Consider the following 22,370-nt stretch of genomic DNA (forward strand, 5'->3'; position numbering starts at 1 on the left):
AATGCAAAAGCACGCGATGCGCGAAGCGAGTTCGCAAATGCAACTTGACACCTCAGATAGTCGCTCATCCGTCTCGGCGCTGCGCGCCGATCCACCTTCTCCCACAAGGGGAGAAGGGAAGAGCATGTTTCGCAAGCGTGATGTGCATGGTTTCACAAATCGCTTGACGTGAAAGCGCGCCGGATCAATCTTCACTGTTAAGAAAAAAATACGACTGAGTGGAAACACTGCGGCCGGAATGATTATTTGCCGGGGAGCAAGCTTCGCCTAGCCGAGGCATCGCTGGCGGGGAACATCGAAAAAGGGGAACTCATCGACATGAGCACGATAACTACGGTCCTGGACCAGCCTGCCGAAAGCAAGCTGCTCAGGCATATCGACTGGCGCGGCGCCTTCTGGGTGGCGAGCGGCGTTCCGGCGCTGGTGCTGTTCTCGATCGGCGGCATTGCCGGGACGACGGGAAAGTTGGCTTTCCTGATCTGGACGGTGTCCATGATCATGGGCTTCCTGCAGTCCTTCACCTATGCCGAGATCGCCGGCCTGTTCCCGAACAAATCCGGCGGCGCCTCGATCTATGGCGCCACCGCCTGGCTGCGCTATTCCAAGTTCATCGCGCCGCTGTCGGTGTGGTGCAATTGGTTCGCCTGGTCGCCGGTGCTGTCGCTCGGCTGCTCGATCGCCGCCGCCTATATCCTCAACGCGCTGGCGCCGGTGCCGCTGTTCACCGAAACTTCGCCCGATGTCGTCGCCTATCTCGCCGCGCATGCCGGAACGGTTCCCGCCGACGCCATCACCGCGGTGACGGCCGCCGCGACACCAGCGATCCGTAACTGGACGCTGTGGAGCCATACGCTCGGACCGGTCTCGTTCACGCTCAACGCCACCTTCTTCATTGGCGCGGTGCTGATGCTGATCATCTTCTCGATCCAGCATCGCGGCATCCTGGGCACCGCCAGCGTGCAGAAATATATCGGCCTGCTGGTCATCGTTCCGATGCTGATCGTCGGCGTGGTGCCGATCTTCACCGGCCAGATCGACTGGTCGAACTTTTCGCCGCTGGTGCCGCTGGCCGCCGCCTACGCACCCGAACCCGGCTCCTGGAACATCGCCGGCTGGACATTGGCGCTCGGCGGCATGTTCATCGCCGCGTGGTCGACCTATGGCTTCGAAACGGCCGTCTGCTACACGTCGGAGTTCAAGAACCCTGGCACCGATACGTTCAAGGCCATCTTCTATTCCGGCCTGCTCTGCATGCTTTTGTTCATCCTGGTGCCCTTCACCTTCCAGGGCGTGCTGGGCCTGAACAGCATGCTGGCAACGCCGATCGTCGACGGCTCCGGCGTGGCGGATGCACTGGCCGGCATGGTCGGCGGCGGCAAGATCATTCACAGCCTTCTGGTGATGCTGATGATCCTGGCGCTGGTGCTGTGCATCATGACGGCGATGGCCGGCTCCTCGCGCACGCTCTACCAAGGCTCGGTCGACGGCTGGCTGCCGCGTTATCTCAGCCACGTCAACGAGCACGGTGCGCCGACGCGGGCCATGTGGACCGACCTCTGCTTCAACCTGATCGTGCTGGCTATCGCCTCGGCCGACGCGACGAGCTTCTTCTTCATCCTCGCCGTGTCGAACTGCGGCTACATCATCTTCAACTTCCTCAACCTCAATGCCGGCTGGATCCACCGCATCGACAACGGCCATATCGCACGGCCATGGAAAGCGCCTAGCTGGCTGTTGGGGATTGGGGCGATCTTCGCCTATGTCAACGCCATCTTCATGGGCGCAGGCGCCAAGGTTTGGAACCCGATGGCTCTGTGGGCCGGCTTGATCACCGCCGCGCTGATCATCCCGGTGTTCTGCTTCCGCCACTACATCCAGGACAAGGGCAAATTCCCCGACCACATGCTGGCCGATCTCGGCATGAGCTCGGCCGATCTAAAGGTCAGGAAGGCGGGCATGCTGCCCTATCTGACGCTGGTCGCCGGCGTGGCGGTCATGCTCATCGCCAATTGGGTATTCGTCATCTGATGGTCTGACCGCCAAGCGGCCCAAGCCACTGTTGCATTAAGGGAAAACCGGCCAGTCGCAAATCGACCGGCCGGTTTTTCTTATTCGGCCGCCAACGCCAGTTGCGGCCGTTCAACGCCTTCGATCTCTGCTGGCGCCTGCTCGTCGGTCCTGGCTTTCTTGGGCTCCCGTCCGAAGAAGAGCGCATACCCCGCCGGCAGCACCAGGATGGTCAGCACAGTGGCGACGAGAATGCCGCCCATCATGGCGTAGGCGAGCGGGCCCCAGAACACGGCGCGCGAGATCGGAATCAGTGCCAGCACAGCCGTCATCGCCGTCAGCACGATCGGCCTGAAGCGGCGCACCGCCGAGCCGATGATCGCTTCGGAACGGTCCATGCCCCTGGCGATGTCCTGGTCGATCTGGTCTACCAGGATGATCGAGTTGCGCATGATAATGCCGAGCAGTGCGATGACGCCGAGGATGGCGACGAAGCCGAACGGCGCACCGCTGATCAGCAGAGCGGCGGCAGCACCGATGATACCGAGCGGGCCAGTCGCCAGCACCAGCATCGCCTTGCCGAAGTTCTGCAGCTGGATCATCAGGAGCACGACGATGATGGCCAGCATGATCGGCGCCTTGGCGGCGATGGAAGCCTGGCTTTCGGCCGAATCCTCGGCCCCGCCCTGGATCTCGATCTTGTAGCCGGGCGCCAGGCCGTCGCGCAGGCCCTGCAAGTCCTTGTACATCTTGGTGACGACGTCGTTGGACTGCACGCCGTCGGGCAGTGTGGCGCGCACGCTGATCGTCGGCAGGCGGTCGCGGCGCCACTCTATGCCTTGCTCCAGCACAGGCACCACCTTGGCGACCTGCGACAGCGGCACGAAACCGCCGAAATCGGTCGGGATATAGACCGAGTCGACCGAGGACAGCAGGCTGCGGCTGGCATCCGGCTCGCGGGCGACGATGGATACTGTCTCCTCGCCGTCGCGGAAATCGTCGAGCGGCGCGCCGGACATCGCGGCCTGCAGCATTTGGCGGATGCGCTGCGAGGTGACGCCGAGCGCACGGGCGCGATCCTGGTCGATGACCAGTTTCATCGCCGGAACGGGCTCCAGCCAGTCGTCATGGACGGCGCCGAGCAGCGGATCCTGCCGGAACTTCGCCTTCACCTGGTCGGCGATGCGGCGCACCTCCTGGCGGTCCGGACCCATGACACGCATCTGCACCGGCCAGCCGGTTGGCGGTCCGAGGAACAGGCGGTCGACCTTGGCACGGATCGATGGGAAATCCTGCGCCAGAACCGTGCGCAGCTTGACGATCAGCCGCTCGCGCGCCGGCTCGTCATTGGCCATGACAAGCAACTGGGCGAAGTTCGGGTTGCGCAGTTGCTGGTCGAGCGGCAGGAAGAAGCGCGGGGCGCCCTCGCCGATATAGGTGGCGATGAAACGCTTGTCCTTGTCGTCCATCATCTTGGCTTCCAGGGCCTTGGCCTGCGTCTCGACCTCCTTGATGCTGGTGCCTTCCGGCAGCCAGAGGTCGACGAGGATTTCCGGCCGCGACGATTGCGGGAAGAAATTCTGCGGGATGAACTGGAACGCCCAAAGGCTGGTGCCGAAAGTCACCAGCGTCATCACCAGGACGATGATGCGATGGCGCACGGCCCAGCCGACCGTGGCACGCAGCCGACGATAGAAGCTCGTGTCGAAGGCGTCGTGATGGCTGCCGGCATGCTTGCGCTGCTTGAGGATCATGTGGCCGAGCCAGGGCGTGAAATAGACCGCCACGAACCACGACACGATCAGCGCGATGCCGACGACATAGAACAGGGTGCGCACATATTCGCCAGCCGTCGAAGCGGCAAAGCCGACAGGAATGAAGCCGGCGGTGGTGATCAGCGTGCCGGTCAGCATCGGGAAGGCGGTCGAGGAATAGGCGAAGCTCGCCGCCTCGATCTTGACCAGCCCCTCCTCGAGCTTGCGCTCCATCATCTCGACGACGATCATGGCATCGTCGACGAGCAGGCCGAGCGCGATGATCAGCGCGCCCAGCGAAATGCGCTGCAGGTCGATGCCGATCTCGTACATGATAGCGAAGGTGGCGGCGAGCACCAGCGGTATGGCGATGGCGATCACCAGGCCCGAGCGCCAGCCGATCGACAGGAACGAGACGACCAGCACGATCAGCAGCGCTTCGCCGAGCGCATGCATGAATTCGGCTACCGCGTCCGTAACGACGCCCGGCTGGTCGGAAATCTGGTCGACCGAAACGCCATAGGGCAGCGCCTCCTCGAAGTGCTTGTAGGTCGCCTCGACATCCTTGCCGACGTCGGTGACTTTAAAACCCTTGGCCATGACGACGCCAAGCTGCACGCTGTCGTGACCATTGAAGCGGTATTTGCGCTGGAAGGGATCTTCCAGCCCCGAAGTGACGGTGGCGATGTCGCCAAGCCGGGTGACCTGGCCGCCGGCGCGCAGGCGCAGCTCGCGGATGTCGGCGGCCTTGGCGACATCGCCTTCGACCGAAATGCGCACCGAATTGACGCCGGTATCGACGGAACCAGCCGGGTCGACATTGTTCTGGCCCTTGATCGCGTTCTGCACGTCGGTCAGCGTCAGGCCGCGTTCGGCCAGCGCCTTGGACGAGACATCGATGTAGAGCTTTTCCGGCTGGTCGCCGATGATGACCGCCTTTTCGACCCCAGGCGTCGTCAACAGCATATCGCGCGCCTGGATGGCGAACTTCTTCAGCTCGGGATAGGAGAAGCCGTCGCCGCTGATCGAATGCAGCGTGATGAAGGTGTCACCGAATTCGTCGTTGAAATATGGACCGAGCAGACCCTGCGGCAGGTCGCCCGATATGTCGCCGATCTTCTTGCGCACCTGATAGAAAGCATCGGTCACTTCGGCGGCGTTGGTGTCGCCCTTGATCTGGACGGTGATGATGGCGCTGCCGGCGCGGGTGAAGGAACGCACGAAGTCGAGATGCGGCGTCTCCTGCAGCTTGCGCTCGATCTTGTTGACGACCTGGTCTTCCATCTCCTGGATCGAGGAGCCCGGCCAGATCGCCTGCACGACCATGACGCGGAAGGTGAAGTCGGGATCTTCCTTCTGGCCCATGCGCATCAGGCCGAGCGCGCCGGCGATGATGATCAGCCCGAACAGGAAGCGCGCAATCGAAGGATGGCCGATTGCCCAACGAGAGAGATTGAAGGGCCGCTTTTCTTCAGTGGAGGTCGTCATCGGTGGTGGTCCACTTTGCTTGGTTGCCGGCGCCCTGGTGCTTCGAGGAAGGTGCTACGAAGAAGCGCGGCGCGCGAAACGAAATCATCTGCGTTCGATACTGGTTTCCGGGCGGCGTCGCTCTTCGAGCGGAGAGACACTCATCGCGGTGGGACGCGAGGGTCGATGCGGGGGGTACATCGGCCTTGACGTCTCGACCTTTCGGGCACGCCGCCCGGAAACCTGCGGCCGCGGGAACGCGCGGCCGACCTGTCTGTCGTCAGCGCAGCTGGCTGGCGTCCCCGCCCTCGGCCGAGGCGGACTGCTGTGTGATGCCCCCGGCGAGTTTCACCTTTAGGTCCTCGGTCATGAACTGCGTACCGGCGGCGACCACGATATCGCCCGGTTTCAATCCCTCCGCGACACGCACGCCGTCGGCGGCGAACTTGGCGACCTTGACCGGACGGGCATGCACGGTGTCGGCGCCACGATCGACCGTCCAGACGATCGACTGGCTGTCTTTCTCGGCGAGCGCGCTCAGCGGGATGGACACGAGCTGCTTTTCATTAGCCGCCGACGCCTCGATATTGGCGGTCATGCCGAGCAGCACGCGCGGGTCGTTGGGCAGGCTGACGCGGACGGCAAAGGTGCGCGACTGCGGATCGGCGCTGCCGGCGACCTCGCGAACCTTGCCGTCGAGCGCCAGAGCGGCATCGGACCAGAAGCCCGCCTTGACGTCCTTGCCCGGCTTGAACTGCGCGATCTCCATTTCCGGAACCGCGATCAGCACTTCCTTTTCGCCATCGACCGCGACGGTGACCACCGGCGTGCCCGACCCGACCACCTGGCCGACATCGGCGTTGACCGCCGTGACGATGCCGTCCCTGTCGGCCTTGAGGTCGGTATAGCCGACCTGGTTCCTGGCCTGGGCAAGCGTCGAGCGGGCAGAGTCGCGCGTGGCGACGGCCTGATCATAGGTCAGCGTTGCCTGTTCGAGCTGCGATTTCGGCGCGAAGTTCTTGGCGAAAAGCTGCTCGGCGCGCTTGCGGGCGAGTTCGACGGTCTCGACCTGCCGTTCGGAGGCGTCCAGCGCGGCCTGCGCGCTCTTGACCGACAGGTCATAGTCGGAGGGATCGATGCGGGCCAGCACATCGCCAGGCGCCACGCGCTGGCCGATGTCGACAAGACGCTCGGTGATCTTGCCGTTGACCCGGAAACCCAGTGTGCTCTCGGTGCGGGCGCGCACCGATCCGGAATAGGACAGCGTGCGGGTGTCATGGGCCTGGGCGATCTCGACGACCTTGACCGGGCGAATGATGTCCTTCACCTCCGCTTTTTCCTGCGAGCAGCCGGCGAGCCCAAGCGATGCGACGATCAGGCCGGCAGCTGGCAGCTTGCGAAGGATGGAACTGGGCAAAAACATCTTGATACTCCCGACTGGAGACGGACTGTCGACACCGGCACCGGCTGGCGGCGGCTATTTCAAGGCTCTGATTGCGTAATCGATGAGTTCGTCGGGCATCGCCCGATTGGTCTTGGCGAGGCACTGCGCCACCATCTGCGGATGGCACAGGATGACGGTGGCGGCACCGAAACAGCGCGACGCGGTCACCGGGTCCTGTTTCCTGAACTCGCCGGCCTCGATGCCCTCGCGGATCACCTCGGCGAAGAGATCGTGGATGCTGTCGACATGCTTGTCGATGACGCCCCAGTCGCGCTCGAGGGCGACAATGACCATCTCGTGGACCTTCTGCTCGTCGAGCATGACCTCCATCGTCATCTTGTACTGCGCATGCACGTAACGCCGCAGCCGCTCCTCGGCGCTGACCGGCAGGTGCATGATCTCGTAGGCCATGTTGTAGCTGGCGCCGAGCATCCGGCCACAGACGGCCTGGTGGATTTCGACTTTGGAGGCAAAGAAACGGTAGATGTTGGCCGGCGACATGCCGAGTTCGCGGGCAATGTCGGCGACATTGGTCTTGCCGTAGCCATAGTGCCGGAACAGGCGCTCGGCGCAATCGAGAATGCGCGTCACATTTTCCTGTCGGGCGACGTCGGCGACGATGTTGGCGGCTTCGGACATAGCTCTCTGTCAAATAACGAGTGACGAATTTCGATTTTCATCACTCGTAAATCGAAAAGAGCACTGTGTCAACGAGGATTCGATGTACGCGTACGATAGGTGACAGATGGTGACATCCCATAGACGTCACAAGGCGCCCCTCAGGATGCGGGCCACCGAAAATAATTCTCTCGAAAAGGCGCGAGACGACTTCAGGCGACCTTGGCCATTTCCCGCAGCCGGAATTTCTGGATCTTGCCGGTCGAGGTCTTCGGTATCTCGGCGAAGATCACCGCTTTCGGCACCTTGAAGCGGGCAAGCAGCGTCCGGCAGTGCTCGATGATCTCTGCCTCGCTCGCCACCTTGCCCGGTTTCAGCTCGACATAGGCGACGGGCACCTCGCCCCATTTGTCGTCATGGCGCGCCACGACGCCGCAGGAGGCGACGGCGGGATGCTTGTAAAGCGCATCCTCGACCTCGATCGAGGAAATGTTCTCGCCACCGGAGATGATGATGTCCTTGGAGCGGTCCTTGAGCTGGATATAGCCGTCGGGGTGCATGACGCCGAGATCGCCGGAGTGGAACCAGCCGCCTGCGAAAGCCTCGTCGGTCGCCTTGCGGTTCTTCAGATAGCCCTTCATGACGATGTTGCCCCGGAACATGACCTCGCCGATGGTCTCGCCGTCGGCGGGCGTCTCGGCCATGGTCTCGGGGTCCATCACCGTCAGGCCTTCGAGCGCGGCGTAGCGCACGCCCTGCCGTGCCTTCTTGCCCGCCCTCGCCTCTTTGTCGAGCCCGTCCCAGCCGTTATGCCATTCGTTGACGACTGCGGGACCATAGGTTTCGGTCAATCCGTAGAGATGGGTGACGGCAAAGCCGGCATCGGCCATCCCCGACAGCACGGCTTCGGGCGGCGGCGCGGCAGCCGTGTTGAAGGTGACGGTCTGCGCAAATGCGCGCTTGTCCTCCTCCCTGGCGTTGATCAGCACCGACATGACGACCGGCGCCCCACACAGATGCGTGACGCCGTGGTCGGCGATGGCGTCATAGATCGGCTTCGGCCGCACCCAGCGCAGGCAGACATGCGTGCCGGCCTGGACCGCGAGCGTCCAGGGAAAACACCAGCCATTGCAATGGAACATCGGCAGCGTCCAGAGATAGACCGCGTGCTTGGCCATGCCGGCATGGATGGTGTTGGTGTAGGCCATCAGCGCGGCACCACGGTGATGGTAGACGACGCCCTTGGGATTGCCTGTCGTGCCCGACGTGTAGTTGAGCGAGATCGCGTCCCATTCGTCGTCCGGCATCGACCAGGCGAACTCCTCGTCGCCATTGGCGACAAAGGCCTCATAGTCCACCGTGCCGACCCGCTCGCCTTTCGGATAGGGCGCGTCAGCGGCGTAATCGGGATCGTCGTAATCGATGACCAGCGGCTTGACCTTGGCCAGACCGAGCGCCTCTCGCACGACTCCGGAGAACTCGCGATCGACGATCAGCACCTTGGTCTCGGCATGATCGAGCTGGAAGGCGATGACCGCGGCGTCGAGGCGCGTGTTGAGCGAGTGCAGCACCGCCTTGGTCATCGGCACGCCGAAATGCGCCTCCAGCATCGGCGGCGTGTTCGACAGCATGACGGTCACCGTATCGCACTTGCCGATGCCGTGCTTATGCAGCGCCGAAGCGAGCTTCAGCGAGCGGCGCCAGAAATCGCGGTAGCTGATGCGCTGGCCGCCATGGATGATGGCGATGTGGTCGGGATAAGTCTTTGCAGCGCGCTCCAGATAGGTGAGCGGCGTCAGCGGCTGGTGGTTGGCGGCGTTCCTGTCGAGATCCTGTTCGTAGGGACTGGCCATCCCGTTCTCCCCAAAGTCTTTTCGAGCTTTCTAACCTTAGGCTCGTCGTCACGCTATCCCCCAGAAGGGCTGAGAATGCTATACTGCGCCGACTTGCTGGAACGGTGATCTCGATTGAGCCGCGCCGGCAGAAGATCCCTTCCTGCTCATTCAAATTTGACTTTTGTCGAGAGCCGTGACTAATGTCAGCCAAGGAGGCGGCATGGCGATCCGACCGGCAGAACAGCTCATCCACAAGGCGGCCTGGCTTTACTATGCCCATGGGCTTCGCCAGGACGAAGTGGCCAATCAGCTCAACATTTCGCGCGCTTCCGTCGCCATGTATCTGCGCAAGGCGCGCGAGACAGGCATCGTCAACATCTCGACCTCGACGCAGCTCTTCACCGACGACATCATGGCGCGCAGGCTGGAAGATGCCCTGAAGCTCGACGCCGTCTGGATCGCGCCGGAAAACGCCTACCTCGCCGATCCCTCGACCGATATCGCGGTGCTGGCGGCAAGCGTCTTCCTGGAACTCGTCAGGAAGGGCGACCGCATCGGCGTCGCCTGGGGCCGCACCGTCTACACCATCGCCGACATCATGTCCTATGCCGACCTGCAGGACGTCACCGTGGTGCAGCTCTGTGGCAATCTCGGCGCGCCCTATTCCTACCGGCCCGACCAGTGCACCATGGAAATCGCGCGGCGGCTCAATGCCAAGGGCCTCAATTTCTACGCGCCTCTGGTGCTGTCGACCGAGGAACTGGCGCAAGGCCTGCGCGCCGAGCCCGTGATCCGTGATCAGCTTGCCGGGATCAGCGACTGCGATCTTGCGCTCTACTCCATCGGCGCTGTCGATGCCGACAGCCACCTGGTGAAGTGCGGTGCGCTGACGGCAGCCGAGATGGCGGCACTGCGCAAGGAAGGTGCCGCCGGTGTCATTGCCGGGCAGATCATCGATGCCGGTGGCGAGTTGCTCGACTGCAGCTACAACCGGCGGGTCATCTCGGCGGGGCTTGCTTCACTGCGCGTCATCGGGAAGCGGCTGATGGTCGTGCAGGAAGACAGCAAGTTCGAGCCGCTGCTCGCGGCAATCGCCGGCGGCCTCTGCACGCATCTGGTGGTCGGCGCGCATATGGCGCAGCGGCTGCTCGATCATGCCGGAGCGTCAGCAGAAAAGGCACCCTGAAAACCAACCCTTTGCCGACGCATTGTCATCAAGGCGTCGCGGCATTCCTGTTTCACCATCAAAAACAGCAACTGGACGAAGCGAACATGAAGAACCTGTGGAACGACGACGCGGCCGAAAAACTCGTTGCCGATTATGCGAAGAAGGGCGTCGGCCGCGACCTGGCCTTGCGTGTCTACACGACGCGGCTTCTGGGCGGCGTGCCACAGCTGGTCCTGCATGGCGGCGGCAACACCTCCTGCAAGATCAAGGCGACCGACCTCGTCGGCGACGAGTGGGACGTGCTGTGCGTCAAGGGCAGCGGCTGGGACATGGCCGTCATCGAGCCGCAGGGCCTGCCCGCCGTCAAGATGGGCGCCCTGCTCAAGGCGCGCAAGCTGGACAGGCTTTCCGACGAGGACATGGTCGCCCTGCAGCGGGCAAACCTGATCGACCCCGCCTCGCCCAACCCATCGGTCGAGACCCTGCTGCATGCCTTCCTGCCGCACAAATTCGTCGACCACACCCATTCGACCGCCATCCTGGCCATTGTCGATCAGGAAGACAGCAAACCGCTGGTGGCAAAGGTGTTCGGAGCAAAGATGGGCTACGTGCCCTACATCATGCCAGGCTTCGACCTCGCCAAGGCGGCGGCCGACGTCTTCGACGCCGACCCTGCGGTAGAAGGCCTGATCCTCGACAAGCATGGCATCTTCACTTTCGGCGACGACGCCAGGCAGGCCTATGACCGGATGATCCACTATGTGAACGTCGCCGAGGACTATGTGGCCAAGCACGCCAAGCCCAAGGCTGCGAAGGCGGCATTGCCGGCAAGGCTCGCGTCACCGGCGGTGATCGCGCCCATGCTGCGCGGCGCTGTCGCGGCGCCACGCGGCGAAGGCCGCTTCGACCGCATGATCAGCGATTTCCGTACCTCGGACGCGATCGTCGATTTCATCAATTCGGCAGAGATCGCCGACTATGCACAACGTGGCGTGTCGACGCCGGATCTGTCGATCCGCATCAAGACCGGACCGATGGCGGTGCCGGCGCCCGACGCCGACAAGGTCGGTGACTACAAGGCGGTGATCGAGAGCCATGTCGATGCCTTCGCCAAGGATTATCGTGCCTATTTCGAGACCAATGACGCGCTCGACGACGTCAAGCGCACCATGCTCGATCCCATGCCGCGGCTGACGCTGGTGCCGGGGCTCGGCATGTTCGGCCATGGCCGCACATTGAAGGACGCCAAGATCGCGTCGGACGTCGGCGAGATGTGGATCGAGGCAGTGCGCGGCGCCGAGGCGGTCGGGCGTTTCCACCCATTATCCAAGGCCGACCTGTTCCCGCTCGAATACTGGTCGCTGGAACAGGCCAAGCTCGCTTCCAACAAGCCGAAGCCGCTGACTGGACAAGTGGTGCTGATCACCGGCGGCGCCGGTGCGATCGGCGCGGCGACCGCAAAACTGTTCGCCGACAATGGCGCTCATGCCGTCGTCGTCGATCTCGACGCCGAAAAGGCCGCTGATGCCGCCAGGAAAGCCGGCAACAATTCGATCGGCGTTGGTGCCGACATCACCGACCCGGCTCAGATGCGCGCCGCATTCGACAAGGCGATCGCCGTGTTCGGCGGCGTCGACATATTGGTGTCCAATGCGGGTGCTGCATGGGAAGGCCGCATCGGCGAGCTTGACGATGCGCTGCTGCGCAAGAGCTTCGAACTCAATTTCTTCGCCCACCAGTCGGCGGCGCAGAACGCCGTGCGCATCATGCTCGAACAGGGCACCGGCGGCGCTCTCCTGTTCAACACCTCCAAGCAGGCGGTCAACCCCGGCCCGAAGTTCGGCGCCTACGGCGTGCCGAAAGCGGCGACGCTGTTCCTGTCCAGGCAATACGCGCTCGACTACGGCGCCCATGGCATCCGTTCGAACGCCGTCAACGCCGACCGCATCCGCTCGGGTCTTTTGACGGACGCGATGATCGCCAGCCGCTCGGGCGCGCGCGGCGTGTCGGAGAAGGACTACATGTCCGGCAATCTGCTCGGCCAGGAAGTGACTGCGCAGGATGTGGCGCAGGCCTTCCTGCACCATGCCCTGGCGGACCGGACGACCGCCGATGTGACGACGGTCGACGGCGGCAACATTGCCGCGGCGCTGCGGTAGGCTTGCTGCTGAACGATCGCAGCAATCCACTTGCAAGAGTCCTACACTGTAGCTACATTGTAGCTAACATGAAGGAGTCACGATATGGCAACGGATTCAGTGGTCCGCGCTCGCATCGACAGCGCTACGAAAGATCAGGCGACGGAGGCTTTGGCAGCCATGGGGTTGTCGGTCTCCGATGCCATTCGCCTGCTTCTGGTGCGCGTCGCTGCCGATAAGGAGTTTCCCTTTCCAGTGAAAGTGCCGAACGCCACCACTCAAAAGGCCATGGCCGAGTTGGAAAAAGGCAAAGGCAAACGCCTTGCCTCGGCTGATGAGTTGTTCAAGGATTTGGGGATCTAAGCGTGCCAGCCTCCATTCGCTCCGGGCAATTTCGCCGGGATGTGAAGCGTATGGAAAAGCGTGGGAAGGACCTGGGCAAGTTGCGCGATCTGTTAGGCCTGCTCATCGCCGGACAAGAGCTGCCGGTGGCGTACAAGGATCATCCTCTGAAAGGGGACTGGAAAGGCTTTCGTGACGCGCATATCGAACCAGACTGGCTCCTGATCTACCGCGTTGTCGGCGACGAATTGCAGCTTGCCCGTACCGGTTCGCATTCCGACCTGTTCAACGAGTGAACGTCATCGAAAAAGCCGCCCGCAGCGATTTGCTGCAGGGCGGCTTTCATTTGGTCTCAACTCAGCAATCCGGCAAGAGTTGTTCCGAAAGCTACTTCGCGTTGGGGTTCGGCATCCAGGCAGGCATGGCGACGTCGGCGTGGGCGAACTGCGGCAGCTTGGCCGACAGGTCCTCCATGTTCTTGATGTCCTTGTCGATCAGCTCCTTCTGGGTGATCAGCGTCGGCGGCACGATGACGTTGTGGCCGGGATCTTCGCCGGCGAGCAATTGCGCCAGGGCGCGCACCGAGACCTGGCCGACGACGGCCGGGTTGGTCGCGGCGGTCGCCGCCCAGGCACTATCGGGCTCGCGCATCGCCGCGATGTCGGACGTGGAAATGTCGGCCGAATAGATCTTGATCTTCTTGTTCAGGCTCGCTTCGTCGACGGCGATCTTCACGCCCTTGGCGAATTCGTCATAAGGGGCGAACATCACGTTGATGTCGGGGTGCGCCGACAGCACCGAGCGTGCCTGGTTGGCGACGGAGTTGGCGATCGGATTGTCGAGCGTGCCGAACATGGCGGCTTCCTTGATGCCGGCATATTTCTTCTTCACGTCGACCCAGGTTTCGTTGCGGCGGTCGAGCGGCGCGATGCCGGCGACGTAGACATAGCCGGCGTTCCAGCTTTCGCCATTGTCCTTGACCGCCTGTTCGAGCGCTAGGCGCGCCAGGTCCTTGTCCGACTGTTCGATCTGCGGGATCTTGGGGTTTTCGACATTGACGTCGAAGGCGACCACCTTGATGCCGGCGTCGACGGCACGCTGGGCGGCGTCCTTCATCGATTCCGTCAGGCCGTGCTGGATGATGATGCCCTGCACGCCGAGCGCAATGGCCTGATCGACCATGTCGGCCTGAAGGGCGGCGTCCTGGCGGCTGTCGAGCACGCGCAGGTCGATGCCGAGCGCCTTCGACTGCGCCTCGACGCCCGACAGATAGGCCTGAAAGAAGTCGCCGGTCGAGAGATAGCGCACCAGCGCGATCTTGACGCCGGGCTTGTCGAACGGCGCCGGCTTGTCGGCGGCCAATGCCGGGATCTGCATCAGCATGGTTGCGCCGGCGAGCCCGAGCGCCACTTTCCCCAGAAGTCTTCTTGTGATGTTCACCTTGTTTTCCTCCACTTTTGTTGAACTCAAAATCCTATCCGGCCGAATGCTAGTTCCTGCCCCTGCCCGAAAGGGCAAAGGTGAAGACAAGGGCGACGACCAGAACCACGCCCTTGACGAAATCCTGCGTGTAGTAGGGCGCGTTCATCATCGTCAGGCCCTGCAGCAAGATGCCGACGAACAGCGCGCCGATGGCGGTGCCGAAGGCGTTCGGCTTGGCGGCGCCAAGCACCGCGTAGCCGATCAGCGCCGCGGCAACCGCATCGAGCAGCAGATTATTACCCGAGGCGATGTCGCCGCGTCCAAGCCGGGCGGCGAGCAAAATGCCGCCGATAGAGGCAAAAACTCCTGAAATAACGTAAGCCCAGATCTTGTATGCCTTGACAGGCGCGCCGGCGAGTTCGGCGGCGCGCTCATTGGAGCCGACGGCGTACATCATGCGGCCGAAGCGGGTGTATTCGAGGAAGAACCAGATCAGCACGGCCAGCACCAGAAGCACGACCACCGACACCGGAATGAGGTTCGGGATGAAGAAATCGAAGCGGTGGCGGCCAAGCGCCAGGAAGGCATCGGAGAACTTGCCGTTGGCGACCGAGCCGTCGGGCATGGTCATGCCGGTGGCGATCGAGCGGCCTTCTGTCGGGATGCGCTGCAGGCCGACCAGGAGGAACATCATGCCTAGCGTCGCCAGCAGGTCCGGCACGCGCATGTAGACGATCAGCCAGCCATTGATCAGGCCGACAAAGGCGCCGATCAACAAGCAGATGATGACCGCCACGAACGCGTTCTGCTCCAGCACCACCATGACATAGGCCGCCGCCATCATGGCCGAGGTCGCAACCGAACCGATCGACAGGTCGAAGCCGCCGACCACCAGGGTGGCGGTAACACCGAGCGCCAGCACGCCGGTGATGGCGACCGACTGGAAGATGAAGACGGCACTTTGCGGCGAGACGAATCCGTCGGCGGCGATCGCGAAATAGGCGACCAATCCGAACAACAGCACGATGAATCCATAGCGGATGGCGTGGTCGCGCAGCGTCATTCCGCGCACCCCGGCGCCGCTGCGGTTTTTACCCAACTCCAACCCATGATCTCTCCATTCCAATTCCATCGGCCGCCACGCTCAGGCAGCGCTGTGCAGCGGTCCGCCCGCGACCTCGGCCAGCAGGCGATCTAGATCGACATCGGCGTTGCGGTGTTCGCCGACGATTGTGTGCTCCGACATCACCAGGATGCGGTCGGCCGTCTCCAGCGCTTCGTCGAGTTCGGTGACGAACAAAAGCGTGGCGCGGCCATTGGCGCTTGCCCTCAGCTTGGCTGCGATGTCGCGCCGGGCCGAAATGTCGACGCCCTGGAACGGCTCGTCGAGGATGAACAGCGCGGCATTCTGGGCCATCCAGCGGGCGACCATCACCTTCTGCTGGTTGCCGCCGGACAATGCCGACATGTCATCCTTCTCGGAGCGGCAGACGATGCCGAGCTGCTCGATCTGCCGGCGCGCGGTGGCGCGTTCGAGGCGGCGCTTGAGGACACTCAGACTGGACATCCGCCTGAGAAAGGGCAGACTGACATTGCGCTCGATGTTGAAGCCGCCGACGATGCCGCTGGTGGCGCGATCCTTGGCGACGAGGAACACGCCGGCGGCGATCGCGTCGCCCGCCGAGCGCGGCGCGTAAGGCTTGCCGTTCATCGTCATGGTGCCGGCGAGTGATCGGCGCACGCCGAACAGCGTCTCGGCAAGAGCGGTCTTGCCGACACCTACGAGACCGGTGATGGCGACCACTTCGCCATCGCCAAGGGTCAGCGAGATCGGCTTGGCGCTCTGCGCGATACGAAGGCCTTCGACGCTCAGGACCGCCCTGGCCGAACTCCTGGCGACGATCCGGTCGAGATGGATCTTGCGGCCGAGCATGGCGTTAACCGCGCCTTCATAGTCGAGCGGCTTGATGTCGAAGGCGCCGGAGACGACACCGTCGCGCATCGAGACGATGCGGTCCGCGAGCCGCCTGATGTCCGACATGCGGTGCGAGATATAGAGGATCGCCACGCCTTGCTCGCGCAGCCGGTCGACCAGCGCGAACAGCCTGTCGGCTTCGGCGCTGGAGAGCGACGAGGTCGGCTCATCGAGGATCAGCACTTTCGGCTGGTGCGCCAGCGCACGGGCAATCGCCACCATCTGGCGATCGGCGAGCGAAAGGTCGCTGACGCGCGCCTTCAAATCGATGGCCAGCCCCATGCGGTCGGCGACCGCCTTGGCTTCGCGGCGCACGCGGGCGGGATTGAACAGGGTCGGCGCGCCTTTGCCGCTCAGCCTGTCGAGCGTGAGATTGGTGGCGACGTCGAGGTCGGCGACGACGCCGTCATTGATATTCTGGTGCACGGTGACGACGCCGGCGCGGATCGCTTCCGCCGGCGTGTTCGGCGCAAAATCCTGCCCGGCAAGCGTCATCGTGCCGCCGCCACGCTCGTAGACGCCGCTGACGATCTTGACGAGGGTGGATTTGCCGGCGCCGTTGGCGCCCATCAGCACGGTCACTTCACCGGCATGGAGATCCAGCGCGATGCCGCCAAGCACCTCGTTGCGGCCAAAGGATTTCCTCAGTCCCTCTACGCGGAACACGGCATTGCCGACCATGCGTTCCTCCCTGACCATGACGCTATGGTCAATATCGGCAATTGTCAACACGATTGACAATTGCCAGACGGCTTCGTAGCTTGGCCTTGCCGTCAAGGCTCCCTTATGATGGGAGCACACAGGCGGGAGGGACAAGGATGACTGGGAAATTGCCGTTCGAAGCATTGTCGGTGGAGACGCTCGCAACACGTCTCGGCACGAACGAAGCGCTGTGCTCGAAGATCGGCAAGGATGCGAGCGCCTGGAAGGTCCGCGAGGTCGGGGACGGCAATCTGAACCTGGTGTTCATCGTCGAAGGCGCTAGCGGCGGCGCCATCGTCAAGCAAGCCCTGCCCTATGTCCGGCTCGTCGGCGACAGCTGGCCACTCCCCTTGAAGCGCTCCTTCTTCGAATACCACGCGCTGACCCGGCAGGCGGCGCGCGCGCCGGGCTCGGTGCCGGCGATCTACTACTTCGACGAGGTCCAGGCGCTGATCATCATGGAATATCTGTCGCCGCACATCATCCTGCGGCGGGCGCTGATCGAAGGCCGGCAGTTGCCGAACATTGCCCGGGATATCGGCCTGTTCATGGCCCGCACCCTGTTCCGCGGCTCCGACCTGTCGATGGTGACCAAGGAGCGCAAGGCGGACCTGGCGCTGTTCGCGGACAATGTCGAGCTTTGCGACATCACCGAGAACCTGGTGTTCTCAGACCCGTATTTCGACGCCAAGATGAACCGCCACACCAGTCCGCAGCTCGACGGTCTGGTGGCGGAACTGCGGGCCGACCGCGACCTCAAGGTGGAGGCGCAGCGGCTGAAGCATCTCTTCACCGCCAATGCCGAGACGCTGCTGCATGGCGACCTGCATTCCGGCTCGATCATGGTCACCGATCAGGAAACGCGGATGATCGATCCGGAGTTCGCCTTCTACGGTCCGATGGCGTTCGACATCGGCATGCTGCTCGCCAATTTCTGGATGTCGTTCTTCTCGCAACGCGGGCATGAGCAGAAGGGCAAGCGCGACGCCATGCGCGCCTATCTGCTCGATGTCGTGGTCGAGACATGGGCAGTGTTCCGTGCCGAGTTCTCGCATCTGTGGCGCACCGAGCGCACCGGCATGCTCTACCAGAGAAGCCTGTTCGAGGATCAGGGCGACATACTCGCCGCCGAGCAGGCGCTCGACGATGTGCTGCACCAGATCTGGACCGATCTGCTCGGCTTTGCCGGCATCGAGGTGCACAGGCGCATCCTCGGCCTCGCCCACAATGCCGACTTCGAGACCATTGCCGATGAAGATCTGCGCGCCAGTTGTGAGGCGAAGGCACTGAAATTCGGCCGCCACATCGCCGTCAACCGGCGCCAGATTCACAGCATCGACGAGGTCAACAATCTGGCCGCGCTGATCGAACAGGAGAACAGCATTTGAACGTCGGCGACCGCCACTATCGGACCATCTGGCTCAGCGACGACGGCCGCTCGGTGGAGATCATCGACCAGCGCTGGCTGCCGCATGAATTCCGCATCGAGAAGCTTGGCACGGTCGCCGGCATCGCCACCGCGATCCGCGACATGTGGGTGCGCGGCGCACCGTTGATCGGGGTCACCGCGGCCTACGGCGTCGCCATGCAAATGGCGCACGATCCGTCCGACGAAGCGCTCGACAGCGTGTGGGAAACACTGCACGAGACACGACCGACGGCGATCAACCTGCGCTGGGCGCTGGACGAGATGCGGCGTTTCCTGCGGCCGTTGCCGGCCGGACAACGCGCCGCTGCCGCCTATCGGCGCGCCAGTGAAATCGCCGACGAGGATGTCGGGCTCAACCGCGCCATCGGCGAGAACGGTCTCGCCATCATCAAGGACATCGCGGCGCGCAAGCAGCCCGGCGAGCCGGTCAATATCCTCACCCACTGCAATGCCGGCTGGCTGGCGACTGTCGACTACGGCACAGCCACCTCACCGATCTATCTCGCTGTAGAAGCCGGCATTCCGGTCCATGTCTATGTGGATGAAACACGGCCGCGCAACCAGGGCGCCCAGCTGACCGCCTGGGAAATGGCCGGCCATGGCGTGCCGCACACGCTGATCGTCGACAATGCCGGCGGCCATCTGATGCAGCGCGGCGCGATCGACATGGTCATCGTCGGCACCGACCGCACGACAGCCGACGGCGATGTCTGCAACAAGATCGGCACCTATCTGAAGGCCCTCGCCGCAGCCGACAACGACGTGCCGTTCTACGTCGCGCTGCCCTCTCCCACCATCGACTGGACGGTGGGCGACGGCCTCGCCGAAATCCCGATCGAGGAGCGCTCGGGCGACGAGGTGTCGCTGGTCTGGGGCAAGACCGCCAAGGGCGAGATCGCCCAGGTGCGTGTGTCGCCCGAAGCGACGCCGGCAAGGAACCCCGCCTTCGACGTGACGCCGGCACGGCTGGTGACCGGACTGATCACCGAGCGCGGCATCGCCAAGGCATCGCGCGAAGGGCTGAAGGCGATGTTCCCCGAGCGGGCATAGCACAGCGGCGGATCGTTCCGGCGGATGTTGACAGCATGGCGCGCTCATGCGGCCCAACGGTGTTGAAAAAGCCTATTTGCTGATGAAACAGAGTAAGACTCGTGCTAGTAATTGCGTTGACTGAGGCTCATATACGTGAGCGGGACGCTTACATTTCAATGAAAAACACACAGCGGAGGGTTATATCTGTGAGCAAATATACCGAGATCAAAACTTGGGGACCGCGACAACCTTCAAGTGGCGTAAATACTTCAGTCGGGCCGAGACAGCCGGCCCCGCCGCCACCACCGCCACCGCCAACCAAAAAATAGGAACGGCTTTGGCCAAGAAAGCGGGTACTGGACAGGGCAAGAGCGCTAAGAGGGAGAGCCGTTCTGGCCAAACCGTTCCGAAGAAGGCTGCCTCGGGTGCTGGCCAGCGCTTGCATGCTGGCCCGCGCCAGCCAAAGCCTGAACGAATAGATAAGCCTGGGCGGGATGAAAAGCCGGGAAAGAAGGAACGCTAGTGGCCAGGGACGTAGATAATGTACGGTTTAACGCCCTTCGGAACGCCCTCTATCACACAGGGCGCCGCCGGGCGTTCGAACGCTGGAACCGCTTCTTCAACTTCCTAGTAGTTTTGCTTGGCGCGGCTGCCATGAGTGACGTCGCGCACCGCTTCGGCGTTGATCAGTTGTGGATTGGGGCAGCTGTTTCAGCTGTAGCGGCAGCGCAGCTGGTCTTTGATTTTGGTCGCTCTGCACGCGATCATCAGGCACTTCAGCGAGACTACTACAACCTTCTCGCTGAGATTGATGAATGCATTAATTGCGACGAGGAGAAATGTGCGGCATGGGCAAGCAAAATGACGCGAATCGCTGGAGACGAGCCACCTGTTTTACGCGCAATAGACGCCAAGGCGTACAATGATGCTCTCGACGCCATTGATAAATATGGTTCTGGGGAGCACCTTTATATACCGTTTTACCAAAAGATCCTCGGAAGCATATTTGCCTTCGACGGATACAACTATCGAAAGCTCTCTGAACTCCCTAACTACTCTGCTCAAATAGCTACGAAATAGGTAGACTATTCTTGACCTGTAGCCGGGCGCGTCGCGACCGTCGAAAAGGCAGGCCTCGTGCGAAAGTCTGAAGGCTATATTTCCCTAGCGAGCGTGACAGCCAAGACTTCCATCCGTCCTGCCTAGTAGAGCGGCTTGCCCATGTGCTTCGGCGTCGGCCATTGCGCCGTGATGCCGGGCTGCACCGGCCGTTCGAGGTAGGTCGCCAGAACCACGTAGCTGCGCGTCGAGGTGACGCCGGGTGTCTCGTAGAGACGCAACAGCAGTCCTTCGAGCGCCTTGGTGTCCTCGGTGCGCACCTTGAGCAGGACGCATGTATCGCCGGCGACGGTGTGGATCTCCTCGACCTCGGGATATTCCGAGATCGCCATCAGTTCCGGGGTCTTGCCCCAGCCACTGGTGTCGATGTGGACGAAGGTGAGCAGCGGCTTTCTCACCGCATTGGGATCGATGATGGCGGCCGTGTTGCGGATGGCGCCGCTGCGCCGAAGCCGTTTGACGCGCTCATGCGCTGCCGGCGGCGACAGGCCGACACGTTCGCCGAGCTCGGCATAACTGACGGTCGCGTCGTCGACCAGAACGCCTAATATCTTTCGGTCGGTCGCGTCGACATCCCGGGCCGCCGGCCTGTTCCGCTGAATGCCATCTGTTTCTTCATCCATGCCGATATTCCCGATTGTCACGGAATTCAATACGGCCATTATGGTGATATGTCGAACAACGATCAAGCTGCAACCTTGAACGCGGACACCAGGCCGCCCATCCCGGCGCTTGCCTATCTCCTGACCGGATGCATCGCCGTGATCGGCTCGAATTCGCTGGTGCTGGGCCCGATCGCTCCGGCGGTGGCCGTATCGTTCGCGACCAGCGTTCCCATGGTGATGACGGCGGCGGCCGCCTTCGGCCTCGGCACATCGGCGAGCGCCCTGTTCCTGGCACGCCATATCGACCGGATCGGCGCGCGCCGGATGCTGCAGGCGGCCTTGCTGCTGCTGGCATTGGCCCTGGTCGCCAGCGCGGCCGCGCCGACGGTGGCCGCGCTGGTTGCCGCGCAGCTTGTCGCCGGCATTGCCGCCGGCGTCGCCATGCCGGCAATCTACGCCAGTGCCGCGGCTATCGCTCCGCCCGGCCGCGAAAGCGGCACGATCGGCGTGGTGCTGACCGGATGGACGCTCAGCATGGTGGCCGGCGTTTCGCTGTCGGCGGTGCTTGCCGATCTCGTGCACTGGCGCGCCGTCTTCGCCGCCGTGGCGCTGCTTGCCACCCTGGCGCTGGGCGGTCTCAGCGCATCGTCGCTCCCGGATGTCAGGAAGACCGGGCCGGCGCCCTCGCCGTTCGAGGCGTTCGGCATTCCCGGCATCGTGCCGCTGCTGGTCGCCTGCGGCGCCTTCATGACCGCCTTCTACGGTGTTTATGGCTATCTCGGCGATCATCTTCACAGCGGACTGGGACAGGCGGTCAGCGCCAACGGTCTGGCGGCCCTCGCCTATGGCGCGGGGTTCGGCACGGCGGCGCTGTTCGACGGCATCATAGATCGCCTGGGCGCGAGGCGCGTCATGCCTTTCGCCTATCTTCTCGTCGCCATGGTCTACGTGGCGATCGCCGCGACCAGCGACAGCTATGGCCTGACACTCGCCATGGTGGCCGCCTGGGGGCTTGCCAATCATTTCGGCCTGAACGTGCTGGTGATGCGCCTATCGGCGCTCGATCCGTCACGGCGGGGCACGATCATGGGCCTGAACAGCGCGGTGACCTATCTCGCGGTGTTCGTCGGCACCACCGGCTTCGGGCCGCTCTATTCCGGCTTCGGCTTTGCCACATGCGCGATGGTCGCGGCGGTGCTGATGCTGGTTGCGGCTTCGGCGGCGGCGTGGCGCACCCGGTAGAGCCATCATCGCATTGCTCCAGCCGACAGAACGTGATTGGCCAGCGGCCTGTCGCGCGGTTGACACCGGCA

The 22,370-nt window shown here is 63.1% G+C and carries 17 protein-coding genes; 9 read left to right on the forward strand and 8 right to left on the reverse strand.

Annotated features, from left to right (window positions below; translation table 11 throughout):
- Window positions 1-318: 318 nt before the first annotated feature.
- A complete protein-coding gene (locus O7A60_RS12535; protein ID WP_337106557.1) occupies window positions 319-2,028 on the forward strand; it encodes an APC family permease in 1,710 nt (569 codons plus the stop codon).
- An 80-nt stretch (window positions 2,029-2,108) separates the two neighbouring features.
- Here the strand turns inward: O7A60_RS12535 and O7A60_RS12540 are convergent, their stop codons facing one another.
- From O7A60_RS12540 to O7A60_RS12555, 4 genes are all read right to left on the reverse strand, one after another.
- A complete protein-coding gene (locus O7A60_RS12540; RefSeq protein WP_337106558.1) occupies window positions 2,109-5,249 on the reverse strand; it encodes an efflux RND transporter permease subunit in 3,141 nt (1,046 codons plus the stop codon).
- Between the two features lie 259 nt (window positions 5,250-5,508).
- Window positions 5,509-6,651 (reverse strand): efflux RND transporter periplasmic adaptor subunit, encoded by a 1,143-nt coding sequence (locus tag O7A60_RS12545; protein WP_027142247.1) that lies wholly within the window; start codon window positions 6,649-6,651, stop codon window positions 5,509-5,511.
- A 54-nt stretch (window positions 6,652-6,705) separates the two neighbouring features.
- Entirely contained in the window at window positions 6,706-7,311 is a 606-nt protein-coding gene (locus tag O7A60_RS12550) for a TetR/AcrR family transcriptional regulator (protein WP_337106559.1), read from the reverse strand.
- 191 nt (window positions 7,312-7,502) lie between these two features.
- The gene (locus tag O7A60_RS12555) at window positions 7,503-9,143 is read right to left on the reverse strand and encodes an acyl-CoA synthetase (protein ID WP_337106560.1); all 1,641 of its coding nucleotides are present in this window, start codon (window positions 9,141-9,143) and stop codon (window positions 7,503-7,505) included.
- A 202-nt stretch (window positions 9,144-9,345) separates the two neighbouring features.
- Between O7A60_RS12555 and O7A60_RS12560 the strand changes: the two genes are divergently transcribed.
- The 4 genes from O7A60_RS12560 (at window position 9,346) to O7A60_RS12575 (ending at window position 13,069) form a co-directional block, all read left to right on the forward strand.
- Entirely contained in the window at window positions 9,346-10,311 is a 966-nt protein-coding gene (locus O7A60_RS12560) for a sugar-binding transcriptional regulator (RefSeq protein ID WP_337106561.1), read from the forward strand.
- Between the two features lie 86 nt (window positions 10,312-10,397).
- A complete protein-coding gene (locus O7A60_RS12565; protein ID WP_337106562.1) occupies window positions 10,398-12,452 on the forward strand; it encodes a bifunctional aldolase/short-chain dehydrogenase in 2,055 nt (684 codons plus the stop codon).
- An 84-nt stretch (window positions 12,453-12,536) separates the two neighbouring features.
- Window positions 12,537-12,794 (forward strand): type II toxin-antitoxin system RelB/DinJ family antitoxin, encoded by a 258-nt coding sequence (locus tag O7A60_RS12570; RefSeq protein ID WP_337106563.1) that lies wholly within the window; start codon window positions 12,537-12,539, stop codon window positions 12,792-12,794.
- A 2-nt stretch (window positions 12,795-12,796) separates the two neighbouring features.
- Window positions 12,797-13,069: a type II toxin-antitoxin system YafQ family toxin gene (locus tag O7A60_RS12575; protein WP_337106564.1), complete on the forward strand. Its 273-nt coding sequence runs from the start codon at window positions 12,797-12,799 to the stop codon at window positions 13,067-13,069.
- Between the two features lie 91 nt (window positions 13,070-13,160).
- Here the strand turns inward: O7A60_RS12575 and O7A60_RS12580 are convergent, their stop codons facing one another.
- From O7A60_RS12580 to O7A60_RS12590, 3 genes are all read right to left on the reverse strand, one after another.
- Entirely contained in the window at window positions 13,161-14,213 is a 1,053-nt protein-coding gene (locus O7A60_RS12580) for a substrate-binding domain-containing protein (protein ID WP_337106565.1), read from the reverse strand.
- A gap of 49 nt (window positions 14,214-14,262) precedes the next feature.
- A complete protein-coding gene (locus tag O7A60_RS12585; protein WP_027142239.1) occupies window positions 14,263-15,258 on the reverse strand; it encodes an ABC transporter permease in 996 nt (331 codons plus the stop codon).
- 81 nt (window positions 15,259-15,339) lie between these two features.
- Complete coding sequence (locus O7A60_RS12590) at window positions 15,340-16,851, reverse strand: sugar ABC transporter ATP-binding protein (protein WP_337106566.1); 1,512 nt, start codon at window positions 16,849-16,851, stop codon at window positions 15,340-15,342.
- Between the two features lie 137 nt (window positions 16,852-16,988).
- On the opposite strand from O7A60_RS12590, the gene mtnK reads away from it, so the two are divergent.
- The 3 genes from mtnK to O7A60_RS12605 all read left to right on the forward strand — a co-directional run bounded on the left by mtnK (window position 16,989) and on the right by O7A60_RS12605 (window position 20,413).
- On the forward strand, window positions 16,989-18,260 hold the full coding sequence (mtnK, locus tag O7A60_RS12595; protein ID WP_337106567.1) for an S-methyl-5-thioribose kinase: 1,272 nt from the start codon (window positions 16,989-16,991) through the stop codon (window positions 18,258-18,260).
- Complete coding sequence (gene mtnA / locus O7A60_RS12600) at window positions 18,257-19,351, forward strand: S-methyl-5-thioribose-1-phosphate isomerase (RefSeq protein ID WP_337106568.1); 1,095 nt, start codon at window positions 18,257-18,259, stop codon at window positions 19,349-19,351. Before mtnK ends, mtnA begins: the two co-directional genes overlap by 4 nt.
- 504 nt (window positions 19,352-19,855) lie before the next feature.
- Window positions 19,856-20,413, forward strand: coding sequence for a hypothetical protein (locus O7A60_RS12605; protein ID WP_337106569.1), 558 nt, complete (start codon window positions 19,856-19,858; stop codon window positions 20,411-20,413).
- Between the two features lie 122 nt (window positions 20,414-20,535).
- Here the strand turns inward: O7A60_RS12605 and O7A60_RS12610 are convergent, their stop codons facing one another.
- Complete coding sequence (locus tag O7A60_RS12610; RefSeq protein WP_140714696.1) at window positions 20,536-21,075, reverse strand: Lrp/AsnC family transcriptional regulator; 540 nt, start codon at window positions 21,073-21,075, stop codon at window positions 20,536-20,538.
- Window positions 21,076-21,123: 48 nt separating this feature from the next.
- Between O7A60_RS12610 and O7A60_RS12615 the strand changes: the two genes are divergently transcribed.
- Complete coding sequence (locus O7A60_RS12615; protein ID WP_337106570.1) at window positions 21,124-22,299, forward strand: MFS transporter; 1,176 nt, start codon at window positions 21,124-21,126, stop codon at window positions 22,297-22,299.
- Window positions 22,300-22,370: the final 71 nt, after the last annotated feature.

Origin of the sequence: Mesorhizobium salmacidum (SeqCode), assembly GCF_037179605.1 — a bacterium.
Lineage (GTDB): Bacteria > Pseudomonadota > Alphaproteobacteria > Rhizobiales > Rhizobiaceae > Mesorhizobium > Mesorhizobium salmacidum.

Excerpts from the sequence above, each read along its gene's own strand:
- O7A60_RS12535 (WP_337106557.1), top strand. The coding sequence starts at position 319 with ATGAGCACGATAACTACGGTCCTGGACCAGCCTGCCGAAAGCAAGCTG.
- O7A60_RS12540 (WP_337106558.1), bottom strand. The coding sequence starts at position 5,249 with ATGACGACCTCCACTGAAGAAAAGCGGCCCTTCAATCTCTCTCGTTGG.
- O7A60_RS12545 (WP_027142247.1), bottom strand. The coding sequence starts at position 6,651 with ATGTTTTTGCCCAGTTCCATCCTTCGCAAGCTGCCAGCTGCCGGCCTG.
- O7A60_RS12550 (WP_337106559.1), bottom strand. The coding sequence starts at position 7,311 with ATGTCCGAAGCCGCCAACATCGTCGCCGACGTCGCCCGACAGGAAAAT.
- O7A60_RS12555 (WP_337106560.1), bottom strand. The coding sequence starts at position 9,143 with ATGGCCAGTCCCTACGAACAGGATCTCGACAGGAACGCCGCCAACCAC.
- O7A60_RS12560 (WP_337106561.1), top strand. The coding sequence starts at position 9,346 with ATGGCGATCCGACCGGCAGAACAGCTCATCCACAAGGCGGCCTGGCTT.
- O7A60_RS12565 (WP_337106562.1), top strand. The coding sequence starts at position 10,398 with ATGAAGAACCTGTGGAACGACGACGCGGCCGAAAAACTCGTTGCCGAT.
- O7A60_RS12570 (WP_337106563.1), top strand. The coding sequence starts at position 12,537 with ATGGCAACGGATTCAGTGGTCCGCGCTCGCATCGACAGCGCTACGAAA.
- O7A60_RS12585 (WP_027142239.1), bottom strand. The coding sequence starts at position 15,258 with ATGACGCTGCGCGACCACGCCATCCGCTATGGATTCATCGTGCTGTTG.
- O7A60_RS12590 (WP_337106566.1), bottom strand. The coding sequence starts at position 16,851 with ATGGTCGGCAATGCCGTGTTCCGCGTAGAGGGACTGAGGAAATCCTTT.
- mtnK (WP_337106567.1), top strand. The coding sequence starts at position 16,989 with ATGACTGGGAAATTGCCGTTCGAAGCATTGTCGGTGGAGACGCTCGCA.
- O7A60_RS12610 (WP_140714696.1), bottom strand. The coding sequence starts at position 21,075 with ATGGATGAAGAAACAGATGGCATTCAGCGGAACAGGCCGGCGGCCCGG.
- O7A60_RS12615 (WP_337106570.1), top strand. The coding sequence starts at position 21,124 with ATGTCGAACAACGATCAAGCTGCAACCTTGAACGCGGACACCAGGCCG.